Origin of the sequence: Fructobacillus fructosus KCTC 3544 (assembly GCF_001438695.1) — a bacterium.
In the GTDB taxonomy this organism is placed as follows: Bacteria; Bacillota; Bacilli; order Lactobacillales; family Lactobacillaceae; genus Fructobacillus; species Fructobacillus fructosus.
In genome coordinates, this window is sequence record NZ_JQBH01000001.1 from 85174 (window position 1) to 103418 (window position 18245).

At 46.3% G+C, this 18245-nt stretch carries 18 protein-coding genes and 1 tRNA gene; 4 read left to right on the top strand and 15 right to left on the bottom strand.

Going from position 1 to position 18245, the window contains the following annotated elements:
- Positions 1-2: 2 nt before the first annotated feature.
- Positions 3-1151: an NAD(P)-dependent malic enzyme gene (locus IV71_RS00395; protein WP_010692016.1), complete on the bottom strand. Its 1149-nt coding sequence runs from the start codon at positions 1149-1151 to the stop codon at positions 3-5.
- Positions 1152-1439: 288 nt separating this feature from the next.
- Here IV71_RS00395 and IV71_RS00400 point away from each other — a divergent pair, with 288 nt between their 5' ends.
- A complete protein-coding gene (locus IV71_RS00400) occupies positions 1440-2390 on the top strand; it encodes a sugar-binding transcriptional regulator (RefSeq protein ID WP_010692015.1) in 951 nt (316 codons plus the stop codon).
- A 38-nt stretch (positions 2391-2428) separates the two neighbouring features.
- Here IV71_RS00400 and brnQ read toward each other — a convergent pair whose 3' ends face one another.
- Positions 2429-3799 (bottom strand): branched-chain amino acid transport system II carrier protein, encoded by a 1371-nt coding sequence (gene brnQ, locus IV71_RS00405; protein ID WP_010692014.1) that lies wholly within the window; start codon positions 3797-3799, stop codon positions 2429-2431.
- Positions 3800-3961: 162 nt separating this feature from the next.
- On the opposite strand from brnQ, the gene IV71_RS00410 reads away from it, so the two are divergent.
- Positions 3962-4510 (top strand): YiiX/YebB-like N1pC/P60 family cysteine hydrolase, encoded by a 549-nt coding sequence (locus tag IV71_RS00410; RefSeq protein WP_010692013.1) that lies wholly within the window; start codon positions 3962-3964, stop codon positions 4508-4510.
- Between the two features lie 26 nt (positions 4511-4536).
- Here the strand turns inward: IV71_RS00410 and IV71_RS00415 are convergent, their stop codons facing one another.
- The 9 genes from IV71_RS00415 to map all read right to left on the bottom strand — a co-directional run bounded on the left by IV71_RS00415 (position 4537) and on the right by map (position 13613).
- A complete protein-coding gene (locus tag IV71_RS00415) occupies positions 4537-4764 on the bottom strand; it encodes a glutaredoxin family protein (RefSeq protein WP_010691506.1) in 228 nt (75 codons plus the stop codon).
- A gap of 96 nt (positions 4765-4860) precedes the next feature.
- Positions 4861-5853, bottom strand: coding sequence for an aldo/keto reductase (locus IV71_RS00420; protein WP_010691507.1), 993 nt, complete (start codon positions 5851-5853; stop codon positions 4861-4863).
- A 12-nt stretch (positions 5854-5865) separates the two neighbouring features.
- Positions 5866-6798, bottom strand: a complete 933-nt coding sequence (locus IV71_RS00425; RefSeq protein ID WP_010691508.1) for an SGNH/GDSL hydrolase family protein — start codon at positions 6796-6798, stop codon at positions 5866-5868.
- Between the two features lie 2 nt (positions 6799-6800).
- Positions 6801-7763 carry a ribose-phosphate diphosphokinase gene (locus tag IV71_RS00430; RefSeq protein ID WP_056994981.1) on the bottom strand — a complete coding sequence of 321 codons (963 nt, stop codon included), beginning with the start codon at positions 7761-7763 and terminating at the stop codon, positions 6801-6803.
- A 78-nt stretch (positions 7764-7841) separates the two neighbouring features.
- Positions 7842-10352, bottom strand: a complete 2511-nt coding sequence (gene recD2 / locus IV71_RS00435) for an SF1B family DNA helicase RecD2 (RefSeq protein WP_056994982.1) — start codon at positions 10350-10352, stop codon at positions 7842-7844.
- A gap of 50 nt (positions 10353-10402) precedes the next feature.
- Positions 10403-11059, bottom strand: a complete 657-nt coding sequence (locus IV71_RS00440; protein WP_010691510.1) for a histidine phosphatase family protein — start codon at positions 11057-11059, stop codon at positions 10403-10405.
- Positions 11056-11394, bottom strand: a complete 339-nt coding sequence (locus IV71_RS00445) for a hypothetical protein (RefSeq protein ID WP_010691511.1) — start codon at positions 11392-11394, stop codon at positions 11056-11058. Before IV71_RS00445 ends, IV71_RS00440 begins: the two co-directional genes overlap by 4 nt.
- Positions 11395-11435: 41 nt before the next feature.
- Positions 11436-12797, bottom strand: a complete 1362-nt coding sequence (locus IV71_RS00450; RefSeq protein WP_010691512.1) for an RsmF rRNA methyltransferase first C-terminal domain-containing protein — start codon at positions 12795-12797, stop codon at positions 11436-11438.
- Between the two features lie 27 nt (positions 12798-12824).
- Positions 12825-13613 (bottom strand): type I methionyl aminopeptidase, encoded by a 789-nt coding sequence (gene map, locus IV71_RS00455; protein WP_010691513.1) that lies wholly within the window; start codon positions 13611-13613, stop codon positions 12825-12827.
- Positions 13614-13791: 178 nt separating this feature from the next.
- Here map and IV71_RS00460 point away from each other — a divergent pair, with 178 nt between their 5' ends.
- The gene (locus tag IV71_RS00460) at positions 13792-14130 is read left to right on the top strand and encodes a hypothetical protein (protein ID WP_010691514.1); all 339 of its coding nucleotides are present in this window, start codon (positions 13792-13794) and stop codon (positions 14128-14130) included.
- 58 nt (positions 14131-14188) lie between these two features.
- On the opposite strand, the gene IV71_RS00465 is transcribed toward IV71_RS00460, so the two are convergent.
- Complete coding sequence (locus IV71_RS00465) at positions 14189-15565, bottom strand: D-alanyl-D-alanine carboxypeptidase family protein (protein WP_158534680.1); 1377 nt, start codon at positions 15563-15565, stop codon at positions 14189-14191.
- Positions 15566-15627: 62 nt separating this feature from the next.
- Positions 15628-16257, bottom strand: coding sequence for a uracil phosphoribosyltransferase (gene upp, locus IV71_RS00470; protein ID WP_010691516.1), 630 nt, complete (start codon positions 16255-16257; stop codon positions 15628-15630).
- Positions 16258-16394: 137 nt separating this feature from the next.
- On the opposite strand from upp, the gene IV71_RS00475 reads away from it, so the two are divergent.
- Positions 16395-16467 (top strand) — tRNA-Arg (locus tag IV71_RS00475).
- A 120-nt stretch (positions 16468-16587) separates the two neighbouring features.
- Here the strand turns inward: IV71_RS00475 and IV71_RS00480 are convergent.
- On the bottom strand, positions 16588-17187 hold the full coding sequence (locus tag IV71_RS00480) for an ECF transporter S component (RefSeq protein WP_010691517.1): 600 nt from the start codon (positions 17185-17187) through the stop codon (positions 16588-16590).
- Positions 17188-17315: 128 nt separating this feature from the next.
- The gene (locus IV71_RS00485) at positions 17316-18179 is read right to left on the bottom strand and encodes a fructosamine kinase family protein (protein ID WP_010691518.1); all 864 of its coding nucleotides are present in this window, start codon (positions 18177-18179) and stop codon (positions 17316-17318) included.
- Between the last annotated feature and the right edge of the window lie 66 nt (positions 18180-18245).

Genomic DNA, 18245 nt, shown 5'->3' on the forward strand with positions numbered 1-18245 from the left:
CGTTAAGCCTTCTTTGCGTAGTCCAACACTGCCTTAGTGACGGCGTCAACAACACCATCATCAAAGACTGAAGGCACAATCTTATCAGCAGCGACATTGTCAACTAATCCTGCCAAACCTTGTGCAACGTTAACTTGCAAATCCATGTCAACATGCTTCAAACCGGATTGGAGCAATCCCTTGAACAAACCTGGGAAAGCCAAAATGTTGTTGACTTGGTTTGGCCATTGCGATGAACCGGTCGCCGTGACAACAGCACCCGCTTCATGTGCATCGTCTGGTGAGATTTCAGGCACAGGGTTAGCCAAGGCAAAGACGATTGGTGAATCGGCCATGCGCTTTACTTGGTCCTTCGACAAAACATTGGCATCAGACAAACCGATGAAGGCGTCTTGACCATCAATAACGTCATCCAAAGTCTGTCCATCAGCCTGTACAACTTGATCAGCCAATTCTGTTTGGAAGTGGTTATAAGACTTGTCACCCGCACGAACGACACCGTTGATGTCAACCAGGGTAATATGCTTGATACCCGCAGCAATCAGCAAGTTGGTTGTGGCAACACCACCAGCACCAACACCGTTCATGACAACCTTCAAGTCTTCCAACTTCTTACCAACAACCTTAGCGGCGTTAATCAAACCAGCCAAAACAACAATGGCCGTTCCCGTTTGATCATCGTGGTAGACTGGCAAATCAAGATCTTCAGACAAACGACGTTCGATTTCAAAACACTGTGGTGCGGCGATGTCTTCCAAGTGAATACCAGCAAATGAAGGTGCCATCGTTTCAATAGTCTTCACAATGTCATCAACAGACACTTGGTTCAATGCCATCGGAATGGCATCAACGCCGGCAAAGGACTTGTAAATCAATGCCTTTCCTTCAACGATTGGCAAACCGGCACCAGGACCAACATTTCCCAGACCAAGAACAGCCGTTCCATCCGTAATCACCGGAATCAATTTTCCAGACATCGTATACTTTGCCTTGTCTTCAGGATGTGCTTCGATATCCTTTGATAAGCCTGCAACACCTGGCGTATAAGCCTTCCCCAAATCTGAGGGTGTCTTAATATCGAAAGTTCCTTGAACTTCCAAAACACCAGTGTGTTCTTCGTGCAACTTCTGCACATCGTTCATGTCAACCATATGACCTCCTTGATTCACCATAAAAGTGATACTAGAATCATTGTAAAACGTTCCCCATGTGAAGTAAAGATTTTTTGGCAATTTTTTTATAAAAACCAACAAAAAATCTTTTATTTTTAATTTTTAAAATGATTGGATTTTTTTGAATCAGGTCATAAATAAGAAATAATAGGAAAAAATTGTAAAAATATTCAAAAATAGTGTAAAATATATTTAACTGATTCTGTTTATTGAGTACTTTTTTACTTTATTGCGGAACATTATTAATAAATTGATAAAGAGGACAATATGCCAGCAACAGATCCAGGATTACTTGCACAAATTTCAGAAGATTATTATTTGAACAAACTTTCCTTTGGTGAAATTTCTGAAAAGTATCAAGTTTCTCGCTATCTCATTAATAAGTACTTAACCGAAGCGGTGAAGACAGGGGTAGTTAAAATTGAAATTGCATCAACTGCTTCTAGAAATTCGCAGTTAGAACAGGTTTTCAAGGAAAAGTTTCCGGAAACGTCTTGTTACATCATTCAAGACGATACGACCGCAACCGCCACTGAAGAATTATTATCAAATTATTCTGCAAACTTTGTCATTAAACACCTTGAGAAGGATCCACACATCGTCGGAATGACATGGGGTGAAACCATGTATTCCCTGATTGATGCCATCACCTCAAATCCTTTGGACCAGGTTAAATTTACACAGTTTGTTGGAGAAAACATGAAGTATAACTCCACTGCTGGATCTGTTCGCATCGTCGAACGTGCTGCTAAAAAAGTCGCAGGTGAATTTTTGACTTTGCCAGCGCCCCTTTACCTTTCAGATGATACCATTCGTAACGGCCTTTACGAGGCAGCTTCGATTAAGCGAACGCTCGATGTGGCCAAGCAAATGGATACCATCTTAACTGGTTTGGGAACAATTGCCTCCCTTGAATCCATTGCAATCTGGAATCAAAACCTAAATCTGCTGTTCCCTGATGTGCGTCTCGGCGAAGTGGCCGGCATGGTCTATGGCCGTCCCTACGACATCAATGGTAACATTTTAAATACCGAGTCAGATAAAACCGTGGGCCTTTCCCTAAACACCATTCTGGGCGTTAAAAAACGAATCGGTGTTGTCCGGTCGAAGTCCAAGGCAAGCGCTGCCATTGGTGCATTGCGTGGCAAGTTATTAACCGATTTAATCATGTCCGAATCACTCGCTTACCGTATTTTAAATCAAGAAGAAGGCATTTAAAAAGCTCCTCGCCAGCGGATGGCGAGGAGCTTTTTTTATTATTGATCAACAGAGACTGCCTTCGTCATTATTTGAAGTCCAAAACCAATCATCAAACCAGCGATGGCAAACAAAATCCAGGAAAAACCTTCTGAGGCGAGCGGCACGTGCGCCTGATACCAACCAATGTGTTGACTGCCATTTGCCGTGTAGGTAACAAAACCGTTCAACATTTTCGCAAACGGCACTTGGGTTAACCCATCACCAATCGATCCAATGAGCGTCAAGCCAATGGCCCAGTTAAAGAGCACGGTTGTCCGACCAATCCACGGCGAAACAAGGTTCAAGAAAATCAGGATAATGGCCACTGGATACATGATTAGGAGAACCGGTACTGCCCACTCAATGATTTTATCCAAACCAAGTAGAGCCACTAGAAAGGCAATGCCGACTGCTAAAGCCAACCAACGTTCGTAGGAGACTTTTTTAAAGGCACGGTGAAAGTCGTGGGCAAAGGACGACGACTCCCCCATTGCCGTTGTAAAGACTGCTACGGGACCCATCACGGCCAGAAAAACTTGTCCAAAAGAACCAAAGTAGTTCGTCATGATTTGAGTTAGCGCAATGGCCCCGTTCAAGGAAAGACTTTCCTTTCCAAGCGAAGTCGTTCCTAACATAATCAGCCCGACGTATACGAGCGACAAACCAATCAAGGCCCAAGTCCCCGTCTTCACGATGATCTTCGCCACGTGGGCGGGTTTACGGTAACCCATGTTTTCGATGGCGTGAACGATGGCCACACCCAGAACTAGGGAGGCCAAGGCATCGACTGTGTTATAACCCTCAATTGCAGAGGACAGAATCGGCGTTGACCGGTAAGCCGTCGTAACGTGCTGATGAAGATCCCCCATCGGCCATACTAAAGCAAGAATGAAGACAACAGCCAACAAAATCAAAAAGGCCGGGTTCAAGTACTTACCAATGACTGACGTGATGGCGTCAGCTTTCAGACAAGCCCAATAGACAAGAACAAAGTAAATAAATGAAAAAATCACCAAGCCAAGCTGTTGGCTACCTGCTGGCAACCAGTTTTCCAGAGAAAATGAATAAGCAACGGTAGCCGTACGCGGAGCCACAACCAGAGGTCCCAGGCAAAAGTGCAACACAACAACAAAAAAGGTAGAGACTCGCGGACCGAGGGGCTTTATCAAATCAAAAACAGAACTCGAGCGAGTCACGCCAAGTGCCACTAAGGCCAACAGTGGTAACAAGACGGCCGACAAGATAAAGCCAAAAGTCGCTTGTCCCCATGCAGCACCAGCTAATTGTCCAAGGTGAACCGGGAAAATCAAATTTCCCGCGCCAAAAAACATACCAAAAATTAATGACACCATCAGTAGGTTCTGGCGCCAAGTTAACTTTTTTTCCATTTGCGACTCTCCAATTTAATTAATCGTGGTCAAAGTTTACTCACAGTTAACCATTGTACCTTTTTTTCTGATTTTGCGCCATGACTATTGGTAGAAAAGCTAACGTCATTAAGGAAGCTTTTCATTTCAAATTCTGCTATGCTAGTAGCACGAGGTAAGAAAATGAACCATTATCAAAACGCTGATCTCGCCTTTGTTGTCGAAGGTCGTCAAGCAATGGATCGAGCCATCGCAGCCAGTCGTAACAGTCAGACGAATAAACGCTTTGTTCACGTGGCGATTTTGGAAAGAACAAGTGATGACTATCTATTCGTCATTGAATCCACTGGGAAAAGAGGCGTGATACGGCGCCCCTTCCAAGAATTCATCAACGAACATCAGCAGGCCATTGCCATCTACCGTTCCAAAAAAGTGCTTCAACACCCTGAAAAAATTATCCAGATGGCTAAAACACAACTTGGCCAACCATACAACCATGGCTTTTTCGAAAAGGGCCCGGGCCTGTACTGTTCACAACTGGTGCTCAAATGTTTTGAAAAGGAAAACCTTTTTCATGAAGAGCCGTTGTCATTCGGTCCTGAGGGAACCGTCCTTCCCCATTGGATTCATTACTATCAAAAATTAGGCAAAGACATTCCGCGAAATGAAAAAGGATCATCACCAAATAGTCTGATTGCCTCTAACCAACTAAAACTCATTGACGCCATCTAAAAAAACCTGCCTTCCGGCAGGTTTTTTTAGATTGTTTTTGCATACTCATTGAGTTTAGTCAAAGAAAAGCCCAACCAGTCACCAATTGACGATTCAACAATTGGTGTTCGCTTCTTCCCCTCTGCCTTAAACCGATCATAGAGTTCAGGATTTTTATCTAGCGAGATTTCCTGGTAAGGAACTTTACGCGTCTTCAGATAAAGTTTCGTTGCCGCGCATTCAGCACAGGTCTTTCGCGTGTATATTTTAATCATCAACCATTACCTCACCGTAATTAACTTTTCTCCACTTTTAATGAAGCAGATGACTTTTTCAAGATTTAACAAAAAAGGAGCATCCGCTCCTTTTTATTAACCCTTAATGATTTTTTCAATGGCAGACAATTCATCTGACGTAAAATCAAGGTTCTTCGTGAATTCTAGATTATCCGATAAGTGGTCAACAGAAGAAGTTCCAATCACTACGGAAGCCACTCGTTTGTCCTGCAATAGCCAAGCCAAAGACATTTGTGACAATGTTTGGTTACGGTTTTTGGCCATATCGTTCAAGGCGTTTAACTTGTTAACCAAAGCGTCTCGGCCATTATCAAAGAGGAACCCGTTGGTCTTGTGAATTGGAAAGTCCTCAGGGATTCCCTTCAGGTAACGATCCGTCAACAAGCCTTCCGCCAATGGTCCATAGGCAAACAAGCCGGCATGATGCTCATCCAGAATGTCCAACAAACCAGATTCCTTTTCTTGCTGGTTCAATAGGTTATAAGAAACTTGATTACCAATAAAGGGCGTTCCCAATTCTTTGAAGATTTCGGCAATGGCCTTTGTTTGCTCTGCTGTATAGTTAGATACGCCAACGTAAAGCGCCTTTCCCTGCTTTACCAAGTGATCCAAAGCACGGGCCGTTTCTTCCAAGTTAGTATTTGGATCAAAACGGTGGGCGTAGAAAATATCCACATAGTCCAAGTTCATCTTTTGAAGGGAGGTATCAAGGGCGTTAATCAAGGTCTTTCGGCCGGAAAACTCGCCCATTGGTCCAGGCCACATGTGGTAACCAGCCTTGGTCGTAATTACCAATTCATTTCGATAAGGCTTCAAGTCAGACTTGTAAACTTGGCCAAACGTCTCTTCAGCGGTTCCGTTGTTCGGACCGTAATTGAAAGCGTTGTCAAAAGAGAAAATACCTGAGTCAAAAGCCTTCAAAATGACTTTTCGAGAATTTTCAAGGGGCATTGTATCCCCAAGGTTACGCCAAAGGCCAAAGGAAACGGCCGGCACAATCAAGCCTGAATCCGACACGCGTCGGTAAGGCAATTTCTCGTAACGATCTTCTGCTGCTTGGTAAACCATTTCGTTTTCCTCCTATAAAATCCGTTCAAGTTCTGCTGCAATTTTCTGGTGATCAGCCACACCCGGATGATGGGGTCGCGTGCTAATCTGCCAGGGGCTCGTATCCACCACCGTGAAACAATCAAAGCGACTCGCTTCCGCCATAAAAATGTCTTTAAAGCGCCCGTTCCAGGGCGTCAATAAATAAAAATGAGCTTGGTGGAAACGTTTCACCAATTCGAGTAAGTAGACACGCAGACCAAAGGCGAAGTCCTCTTCGCTGGCGCCGTAGTTGGCATCGTTTAATCCGTAGGCCACGACCACCTGCTGACTGTGAACCCGCCGTCTGGCTACATCATCTCGCACTCGCCACAAGGCGTCAATGGCTTTTGGTTCCTGAAAAGGGGCCGAAGTCGTTAAACCAGTGCCACCATAGGCAATCCGGTTGAATGGCTGTTTCTTGGCTCGGGCAACTATGGCCGGAAACGACTGACTAGGACGATGCTGATCATGGCTAGCTCCCATCATCGCCTCACCGGCAACGATAGAATCGCCGACAAAAGTCAAATAGGGCGTCGCCTCTTTATCTTCATCATTCGGTAGTGTACTCGTTAATTGGACAGCACCAGTCACTCGAATTGATTGAACAACTAGCCCACTCTGCCAAAAAGCAACTTGTCCCGTTGCCCATTGATCGAGAACGAGCTCGACATCGTGTTGACCGGCTGGTAAATCAATGGTGAGTTCTTCTCCATCAGACGAATATGTTTGTTGGTCAGAACCATCGACATTGAGCGTCCAGCGCATGTCAGGATATTCCTGTCCAAAGGAAAGGAGAAGCTGTCCCCCCTGCCCTTCATAATGAAAAGCAAAGTAAGCACCGTATTGCGAACAAAGCACGCCGTCGCCATCGGGATTTTTGGACCATTCAGGCGAAGCGAGGGTCAGTAGTGATTCTTCTTCCACGACTAGCCCTCCTTCTCCTCTTTTGGTTTTAAGACCTTAGCCAGCGACTTTTGTTCGATGACCTGCTTCAACCCTTCTGCAAAGAGGGAAGCGACCGAAATGACTTGGAGCTTTGGGAATTGCTTTTCTTCTGGAATTGCAACCGTATCTGAAACAAAGAGATGGTCTAAATCGGAATTTTGCAGGTTTTCTGACGCTTGTTCAGAAAAGACGCCGTGAGTTGCTAGGCCATCAATCTCAGCGGCACCAGCCTTCTTTAAGGCAGTGGCCGCTTTCATCATGGTTTGCCCGGTATCAACCATATCGGCAACAATGATGGCATGCTTTCCCGCCACGTTTCCCGTCACACGAGCCGGTTGCCTGGGGTCACGGTTACCATCAATGATGGCCCATTGACTATTAATTTCGGTGGCCAACCGTTGCACTAATTTCAAAGTCGACGGACCGGAAGCCACACAAACAACTTCTTGTCCAACTAAGCCAGCCTTTTCTAAAAAGTCAACTTGTGCCGGTAAAGCAATCAAGTGGTCAACTGGGATGTCGAAGAACCCTTGCAGTTGTGGCGTGTGCAGATCCATCGTCATCACGCGCTTAATTCCCTGACTCTCCAGCATGTCAGCGACTAGGCGGGCAACGATTGGTTCGCGGGAACGGGTTTTACGATCCGAACGGGCATAGCCCATGTAGGGAATGACCACGTTAATCGATTTAGCCGACGTCCGTTTCGCCGCATCAATAGAGATCATCAATTTCATGAAGTTTTGATTGACTGGATCGGCGATGGGCGCAATCACATAAACATCGATTCCTCGCACTGAATCAACAATTCGTTCATAAATTTCATGGTCAGCAAAGGTCCGAATTTCAACTGGTGATAGTGGAACACCAAGTTGTTCCGCCACCTTTGTCGAAAGGGCGGTGTTAATACCTAAATCAAAAAGACGAAATTTTGGGTTAGCAGTCATGGTTAGCTCCAGGTGGATTCATTCAATATCATTGGGTAGCAGCTGCCTGCCACCCCACTATCTTCATTATACTAAATTTTATTGGTCAACTGGCATAAAATCCAAAGGACTTAGTTCGGCCATGCCAATCATGGGATCGATTCCCTCAGCAAGATGAGCCGCTGTTAGCGTGTCTTCTGGCAAGAACTTTTTGGAAGACACTGGCTTTTTTTCAACTGGCGTTTGGTCAGAAGCGGGTTCAATTTTGACCTTGGCCGAATCCGAAAGATCATGGGGCACTTCTTGTGAAAGGCTGGCATTCAGCGCTTTTGCTGTCTTCTTTTGAGGGGGAGTACTCTCTATCGCGTTCCCATCCGCTCCTGAATCCAGGTCGGCCAAGAGATGGGTCTGTCGGTGAGGCACCTCGTGCTCGGCCGCGTATTGGTAAGCATCGTAATCACCGACCATCACCAACGCCTCTTTGGCTCGCGTAATCGCCGTGTAAATCAAATTCTGATTCAGCATAATTTTAAACTGCGAGGTCAGCACTAAAATGACCAGCTTAAATTCGTTTCCCTGTGCCTTATGAATCGTTGTTGCATAGGCCAAAGTCAGTTGATTTAAGGTTTTTGGCGTATACCATACCTCTTGTCCGGCGAAATCGACGACCAATGCATCGGCCTTGCCCGCACCGTCTGATTGGTTGTGAATGGCCACGACTTCTCCCATATCACCGTTGTAAATATCGCGTTCCGTATCGTTTTCGAGCTGTAGGACTTTATCCCCTAAACGAAAGACCGTGTCCCCATACTGGAGTGTCTTCTGTCCGGGCTCAACGGGGTTAAAGAGGTCTTGTGCAATCTGGTTTAAAGACCTCACCCCGGCCGCCGTTTTATACATTGGCGCCAATATTTGTACTTGATCAGCGGTAAAGCCTTTTTTAATCGCCGATTGTAAGACCTGCCCGACGGCAGACGGAACCTGACTTGCGTTAGTCAGAAAAGTCGACCGGTCCCGCTTCTTGTCCTGAAAGTCCGAGGGTAACTGGCCATCATTAATCGATGCGGCTAATGTCGAAATCGAAGAACCCTTCCCCTGCCGGTAAATATGTTCGAGCGCAACGTGAGCAACCTGCTGACTGTGTATCAAATCAAACAAGACATTGCCGGGTCCCACGGAGGGAAGCTGATCTGCATCCCCAACCAACACGACGTGCATCGTCTTTGGAATTGCCGAAAAGAGCGCAGCGGCCAGGGAAATATCTAACATGGACGCCTCATCGATAATTAAGAGTCCCCCACTCAACGGGTTGTCAGCATCAAATTCGGCATCATCCCCCTCCGAAATACCCAGGAGACGGTGGATGGTTGTCGCTTCATAACCAGTGATTTCCGTCATTCGTTTAGCAGCTCGACCAGTCGGTGATGCCAAACGGACTCGGTGTTCCTTCAGCCACTCTTGATTCTGTCCTTGTTGTTCGGCTTGGGAACGCACCAGCGCTTCCCAGGTCTTAACCAGCGTTTTGGTGACGGTTGTTTTCCCGGTGCCTGGTCCTCCCGTCAAAACAAAGAGTTGGCTCGACAACGCTTGCTTTACGGCAGCTTCTTGAACATTATCAAGGGTTAACCGCCCTGGCAGAACAAAACCATCATCAATGCTTTGTTGGCTAAACTGAACGTCGGATTTTTTTTGAAACAGTTCCTGTATCTTATTAGCCACCGTCTGCTCCGCTAACGCTAATTCTCGGGGTTGGTAGCTATCATGATCAAAAACCAAACGTCCCTCTGCGACAAGCGCTCCTAAAGCCTGATCAATGGTCTCAGCTGGATTGGCTACGTCATGTCCAATTAAGGACCAGCTGGCGTTTTTCGCCTGTTCGATTGTCAGAAAAGTGTGACCATGGGCAAAGCAAGCATTTTGAATGGCCGCAAAGACCGCTGCTTTGATTCGTTCCTTCGAATCGAGTGTATACCCCGCCTGTTGAGCAATGGCATCGACTTTTTTGAAAGGCAAGCCATCCATTTCATAGACGAGTCGGTAGGGATCGTCCTGCAAGATATTCTGGGCCTCTTCCCCATAACGATCGAACAGCTTGCCAGCTAAATCAGCAGAAAGACCGACCTTGTGTCCAAGTGCAAAAAGGCGCTCCAAGCCCATGTTGTTTTGCAGGGTTTCAACCAAATTGTCAGCTACTTTTGGCTTAACCAAACCCTGTAAAACCCTGGGATCGGCCAAAATTTTATCGAGGGCCTCGGCCCCTAAAGCATCCACAATTTTTTGAGCGGTTTTCTTGCCAACTCCTGCAAAATCACCGGAGGAAAAGAAGGCGACCAGCCCCTTTTCATCGGTTGCCACTTGATTTTCATAACGAGCAGCCTGAAACTGTTGGCCGTAGCGGGGATGGGTCACTAGTTGACCAAAAAAGGCATAGGTAGAACCAGGCTTCACGGATGCAAAGGTCCCGGTGACAATCAGTTCGTCTTCATCCCAATCAAAGTCATCCGATTCAACTTGGACGGAAAGAATTTTGAAATAGGAATCCTTGGCTGCAAAAATCACATTTTGCAAGACCCCCTTTACTTGATTGTCCTCAGAAATCGTTCGTGCCATGTTCCCTTACTCTTTTTACATATGTACGGTACGAAAATCGCACCAGATGATTAAATCGTAGTTGAGGCGTCCTGCGCCTTTCCCAAATAATCCGTTTGGTTCCACTGGACTAACTGAAATTGGTGTTCAGCGGTCGTTTTAATCGTTGTTGTCGATGTGTTCGACAGTCCACCTAATTTTTCACGAATGTCTGCACGATTAACACCGAGCAAGTTCGACATTCCAAAGGTTAGGATTAATCCGTGGGCCACAATCAAGACTGAGTCGTCCGGATAGTCTTGAGCAATCTGTTCAATTAACCGGCGAAAGCGTTGAACCGCCTTCACGTATCCTTCTCCGTGGAAGCCCTCGCCATCAAAGTCTTCTAGATGGTTGCGGTAGGTATCAAAGGCCCCCGGGTAACGACGAGCGACCTCCTCTTTCTTCATTCCTTCCCAGTCGCCTAGGCCAACCTCGACAATGTTGGAGTGCAGGGAAAGTTTCGGTTCACCTGGCAACTGTCGCACGATGGTTTGGGCCGTCTTTTGTGCCCGTGGCAGTGGTGAAGCAAAGGCCCGGTGAATGTCTTTATTCTTTAAAAAAGTCGCAACTTTATCCATGTCTTCATATGAAGTCGGCAAGAGGGGGGAATCCCCATGGGCCCCTTGGAAACGCTTCTCCAGGTTCCACTCTGTTTGGCCATGTCGTACAAAATAAAAAGTGGTCATGCTACCTGCTCCAAGACCTGTCGGTCAACCATCTCATTCAAAAAGAAAGTCATTAATTTTTCGATTTCTTTTGCATCAGCGCGTTTTGTCACATCAACTGGTCCACCAGCCGCACCAACCGTTTCAATCTTCATGCCGGCCAAGTCCTTCTTAAAGACAACCTTTAGACTAATTGCCTGGTCGAGTGCTTGCTCCGGTTGAAGCGACCGCTTCAAAATATAGGCACCGGCGTTATTAGTCACAAAACCCAAATCAATTAGGGTGAACTTCTTAATCGATGAGCTAATTTGAAAATTACCAACACCATTTACTGCTACTTTTGTTTGGAAAGCCATGGTTTTCTCCTCCATCGTCTGTTAAAAAATAAAAAGTCAAACTAGTGACGCAAACCCTTTGGATAAAAATTCTTTAGTTGACCATTCACATACTTCGCCCAGCCAACTCCGTTACCCCCGGCCGTCATCAAAACAAAGCCCTTTTTCAAATCGGCCTTTGTCGAAAGCGCCTCACCATGGGTATAGGCCGTCCACTGCCGTTCATCATCGATGGCAAAAGACTGAGCGACTTGGCTGGGGTGAATGGCTAACGCCAAGGCATGGTCTGGTTCAAAACGTTTTTTCTTGAATGTCCCGAGACATAGCCCGGCCCGTAAAATCTTAATCCGACCGAAAGCTGGACAGTTATCCGGCAGCAAGAAAACCCGATCACCAAAAGTGATTAAGCGTTCTTCAGAAAAGGCCAAGCCGGGAACCGTTTCAGCCAAAAAGCCGTTTAGCAAAGCACTTTCTTCAGCTGATAGATGGCTCGGTTTTTGTTCGTTCACCTTTTTACCAACATCGGCATCGTCGGCCTTTTTCAGCTTCGCCACGAAGTGCCCTTCACCAGGTAAATCTTGCGGCCAAAGTCGTGCGGTTAACGCCAAGTCTGGATTACCATCTGCCCATTCAGGACGACCATCAGCAATGCCCGATCCCGCGACTTTATCGATTGGAAGCAGGGCCATTTCGGGATAGCGATCGAGTAGCCAGGCAATGATCTGTTCGTCTTCTTCGGGGGCAAAGGTACACGTTGAATACACTAAAACCCCACCTGGTCGAAGCATTTTCACGGCGTTCTCAAGTATCGCTTCGGAACGCTCCGCACACTCGCGTGGATAATCCTCTGACCAATAAGTAATCGCCTCGGGATCCTTACGAAACATCCCCTCCCCTGAGCAGGGAGAATCGAGTAACACACGGTCAAAGTAGGCTGGCAATTGCTTGGCCAAGTCCCTTGAGTCAGCCGAGGAAACAATGGCATTGGCAACGCCAAAACGTTCGATATTTTCTGACAGGATCTTCGCCCTTCCAAAGAAAATTTCATTCGTCCAAAGCAACCCCTGTCCATTCATTTGCGCAGCCAACTGGGTAGACTTGCCACCGGGAGCCGCCGCCAAATCTAAAACACGCTCCCCTGGTTGGGCTGACAAAACTTCTGCCACGAACTGAGCAGAGGGTTCTTGGGAATAGACAAGACCAGTTGTATGGTCGATGCCTCGACCAAGAACCTGACCAAAATAACCATCGTGTGACCATGGAATTGGCTGGTCTTTTTCTAAATCAACTAAGGTCTGACTCTCTTTTAGTGGATTTACTCGAAAGCCCTTATGGACTGGGCCTGACAAGGCCTCAAAAAAAGGCCCGCTTTCGTTTCCGAGCAGGTCTTGATATTTTGCGATGAAAGCCTTTGGTAGTGCCATGCTTACCTCGTTTTGAGACTGTGTCTCTTACAAATACTTTGCGTCTTCAACTGGATCCTGAGACGTCAGAATCTTTGGTCCGTCCTTTGTGATGGCCAAAGTGTGCTCATACTGAGCTGACCATGAACCGTCAGCCGTTCGAACCGTCCAACCATCTTCGGGGGTTTCGTCCGTCGTCACTTCCCAGCCGCCCATGTTGATCATGGGTTCGATGGTAATCGTCATCCCTTCCTTTAAGCGGAGGCCATGCCCTGCTTTTCCAAAGTGTGGGATGGCTGGGTCTTCGTGCATCGTTGGGCCGACACCGTGTCCGATGTACTGGCGAACGTCGCCATAGCCCATCTCGTCCTCGGCATACTTTTGAATGGCCGCCCCAATGTCACCCACACGGTTACCAACAACTGCCTGGTCAATCCCCAAGTAAAGCGATTTTTTAGCGACGTCCATTAGCTTTTGAACTTCGGGTGATACTTCGCCGACGGCATAAGACCAAGCGGAGTCCGAAACAGCACCATCTAATCCAACAACAGTGTCAACTTTGACCAAATCCCCGTTCTTCAACTTCAAGCCCTTGCGAGGCAATCCGTGGGCCACTTCATTATTAACCGAAACCGTTACCGCGTACTTAAACCCTTCGAACCCGATTTGTAAAGGAACGCCACCGTGGTCCTCGATATATGCCTTACACTTTGTTTCAATCTCCCAGGTATCGATACCGGGCTTGATCAAATCGCGAAGCATGTGATGCATTCCGGCAATGATGGCACCGGATTTGCGCATAGCTTCAATTTCACGTGGTGATTTCAAACTAATCATGAATGTCCCTTTCTCATTTTTAAAGTAATTTCATTATAACATTGTTGGCCCTTCTTGTCCTTTGTGAACGGTCGGTACCCACCCTAAAAAAGAATGGTTATTTATTGGCTGTTCAATTGACTTTTCTAAAGTCGCACCCCATAATATGGGATAAGAATATAAAAGGAGTGTGTCTGACATGAAGAACTTTTTACTTGGTGTTTCATTGTTTGGTAACGCCGCTTTGGCTTACCTTTTGTTGAAGGATGATGACCGCGTCGCTGATTTTAAGGAAAAGGCAAACGATGTTGCCGGTTCTGGCAAGTCTAAGGCTCAGGAATTCGTTGGCTATGGTAAGCAAAAGGCCGCCGATTTGACTGAAGTTGGTAAGGGCAAGGCGCAAGAAGCAAAGGGTAAGTTTGCTCAATTGAAGGGCAAGGCTGCTGCTAAGAAGGATGACGCAGAACACTCATTGGACGAGCAATTGGCCGATTTGGAAGAACGCGCCACTGAAGCAAACGACGGTGTTGCTGACTAAAGCAATTAAAAAAGAGGCCATCAGGCCTCTTTTTTTTGTGTCAAAATATTGTTTCCTATCACCAATTGAACAACCAGTGACGGTAATAACCCCAACGAGTGGTCTGTTCCATCATTTCTTGATTGGTTAATGGTAAATCGTGAACTTCTTTTGAAACAGTCGGTAAATAACTTGCCTTCAGTTCAGGTGAAAGCCAGCGGACGGTTTCATCATCACTTAACGATTGACTGTTTTGACGAGCAACGTGTGCAAAGGACAAAGAACTGACCTTTGTCGCTCTTTTAACCCAGTAGGTCCGTGCTTCTTTAGCGACGAGCTGAACCCTCCCCGTCTTGGACCAGGCGTTCTTTGTTTGACCAGACACCTTCGTGTTTTTTGCCACCGTGATGGGCTGCTGCTCATTGAGAACTTGATTCACCGCATCCAAAGTCACTTGGTACCGTTCCTTTGAGTCCGTGTACTTGCCAGCCCCCGAAACAACCGTAATAAATTCGTGCCCATTTTGATCTTTAATTAAGCCGGTCAGTCCCCCACCAGAACTTGGTGTCGAACCCGTCTTCAACCCTTCAACCGTCAAGTTGTTCGGGTTGTTCAGCTTCCCCTTAATTTCTTGATCAAACTTACCACCTTCAGTCAGCTTAATCTTGGTGGCAGCCTCGTTAGCATTTGGACGGTAAACCAATCCGACTTTGTCATAGTATTTTCGTACGTCGGGGTCGGCGCTGATAATCTGATAAGCCAAAACCGCCAAATCCTTGGGCGTTGCTTGGTTTTCAGCAGTGGCGCTTGCGGACTTCACTCGATAGTCAAAGGCATCATCATTCACTTGCCCGGCAGCATTGTACCAGTCACTGTTGGTCAAGCCTAGTTTCTTTGCCCAACGATGTAGGAATTCCTGTTGCGTTTCGGACTTTTTCTTAGCAAAGTCAGCTAAGGCCAAGGAGGCATCGTTGGCCGAAGTGGTAAACATAGCGTCAAACAGTTCTTTGACGGTCAAAGTCTCGCCGTTATGGACTTCGAGGTGAGCGTACATCGCATTGTCTTTGTCCGACCAGTCAGAGGACTGGGTCACCTTCACGGGCGTGTTCCAATCGTAGTCACCCTTTTTAATTGCCTGTAAAACAGCGTAGGCCGTCAACATTTTACTTTGTGAAGCAATGCCAACCTTTTGATTAGCATTTTTCTGCCCCAAAATTTGGCCCGTCGAAGCGTCAATGACCAAGGCCGAGCGAGCGTTCACTTTTAAGGCGACAGGCGAACCATCGACTTTGTGACCAGAAGCAACAACTTGATTACGATTATTCCAATAGGCAAGCCCCGCATAACAGCCAATCACCAGTAGAATGACGGCTAATAGCGAAAAAAGCAAACGCCACCAAAAGCGACGCTGCTCCTTATTTTCTTTATCATGTGGGTGGAGTGAGGAAAAACGCATTTTGAATGAAGTTTTTCGCTCAAAAGGATGTTTTACATGCATGATTCAATCATTCTAATTTATTAATGAGTACCAAACAAGCGATCACCAGCATCGCCCAATCCAGGCACAATGTAGCCATCGTCGTTCAAGCCTTCGTCAATTGAAGCCGTCACAATTGGCACGTCGGGATGTGCTTTTTGAACAGCAGCCAACCCTTCCGGTGAAGAAACCAGAGTGATTAACTTAATTTGGGTCGCTCCCCGCTTCTTCAAGGCAGCAATTCCGTCGATTGCTGAACCACCAGTTGCCAACATTGGGTCAACCAATAGTACCTCTCGTTGTTCAATGTCGTCTGGCAACTTAACGAAGTATTCAACCGGTTCCAAAGTCTCTTCATCGCGATACATCCCAATGTGGCCGACCTTGGCAGCTGGAATCAACTGCAAAATACCATCAACCATTCCCAAACCGGCACGCAAAATTGGCACAACCGCCAACTTCTTACCCGCCAAGGACTTAGCCTCAGTCTTTTGAATGGGGGTTTCCACTTCAACCGTTTCAACCGGCAAATCGCGGGAAGCCTCATAGGTTAATAACATTGCCAACTCATCAACAAGGGCACGAAAGTCCTTTGTTCCCACCTCTTTGTTTCGAATCATCGTCAACTTATGTTGCACCAACGGGTGCTTCACTTCAGTAATCTCAGCCACAGGTCTGTACCTCCATTTTCTACTAACTCTAAGTGTAGCAAAAAATACCAACTTTGTTCGTAAAAATATTCGCTGTGAATTAGACAATCGTGACAATTGTCTTTAGGGAGCAACTTCGCTATAATAAGAAATATTCGGCATCCATAGTTTAACGGGATAAAACGGGGACCTCCTAAGTCTTTGCTCCCAGTTCGAGTCTGGGTGGATGCATTGTATAACGTTGGTATACCAACGTTTACGCACTATTTGATACAATCAATAAAAAACACCCCCATCTCCATCACGAGACGAGGGTGTTTTTTTTAGCATGAACGTATCAAGCCACTTTCACTAAAACTTTGGCAAGCGCTTCAACAACACCCGCCCAATTGCAGCCACCAAGAGACCGTTTACCAAGAACTCAAAAACAAAGTTAAGGGCTAAGATACCGGCCAACCAAAGAAAAAGATTTTCCTTCGGAATGCCATAGCCACTATATGGCATTAAGGTCAGTGACAACCAAGAAAGAAAAATCACCATGAAGGTGTTGATGAAAGCCGCTAGCGCCCCCATCGTAAAGAGAAACCAGACCGGCTTTTCGCGGTCAATGAAGAAACGTTTGGCCAAGTAGCCAATGATGACCCCCACCAACAAACGGGGTACGAAGGCCACCAAGGGGTTTGAAAATAAAAGCGCGCCAAAAGTTCCGGGGTGTGTTAGCGCATGTAACCAGGAATACGTCGCCCAGAAAAAGGCCACCACGAAACCTGATCGTGGTCCTAAAGCAACGCCGGCAAGGGCAGCAGTCGCCGGCAAGATAACGGCAGAGGCCCCGACAACCACAGCACCAAGCGGCACATACCCTAGGAAGGGTACCATCGATTGCAACAAGATGATGGCCACAAACATGGTGGTAGCAACGAAAAGTTGGTTTTTTTGCTTTGATTTCATTTCAAATACTCCTCATTATTGAAAAAATGACACAAGCGTCATTTTTATAGTATAACGAGTTGAAAAAAAGCTGTCAACTTCTTGCCACAAATGGGCATGAAAACAGCTTCTCTGATTTCCCTATTTAATTAAAACTGTAAAAGCAAACGGTTCAAGCGTGGTGCATAAATATCGCCGAAACGAACAAAATGCATCAAAATATAGTAGAACTCATACCATTTGAAGCGCTCTTCATAACCTTCGTCCAAAGGATAGGCTTTCTCATAAGCGTCATAAAAGGATTGGTTAAAGCCAGGAAAGACTTTGGAAACCGCTAAATCATATTCACGGTCACCGTAGAAAGCGTTGGGATCGATAAAGACCGGTTGTCCCGAAGCATCAAACATAAAATTGCCCGCCCACAAATCGCCGTGCAATAACGAGGGCTGAACGTTTTTCACGTGCTCATCTGCTAAAATCGTCTTTTTCAAATTTTCAAAATGGTCACCACGTTGGGTCAGCCAGAACGCCTTCTTAATGGCTTGCTTCATCAATGGTTCGAGTCGTTGATGTACGAAGAAATCACCCCAGGAATCATTCCAAGTATTATCTTTTGGCACAAAGTCGTATGGATTCGATACGTCGAAACCAAAGCGGTCACCATGCGCTTGATGTAAAACAGCGAGCGCACGCCCTAAATCACCCTGTTTGGCCGGACCAGAGGGGACCCATGACAAAAGTAAGTAAGCAAAGCCCCGTGTCTCCCCTTGTTTAATTACTTTTGGCACCGTCACATATTGCCCTAATGCCTTCAAAGAAGCAACTTCGGCGTCAAAGAAATGACGATCATGATCTGGTTGTACCTTTAAAAAGTAGCGATCAGAACCTGAATAAAGTGAAAACGCCATGTTAACATCCCCACCCGAAACAGCCTTCAAATCGTGTGGATTCTGCAAATTTAATCGCGACAAAAAGTCTTGATCAATAACATTCGAATCAGCTGATGACAGCATAGAATAACCTCCTAAAATCAATAAAAAACAGCCCCCGTTATGACACGGCAGCTGTTTTTGAGCAAA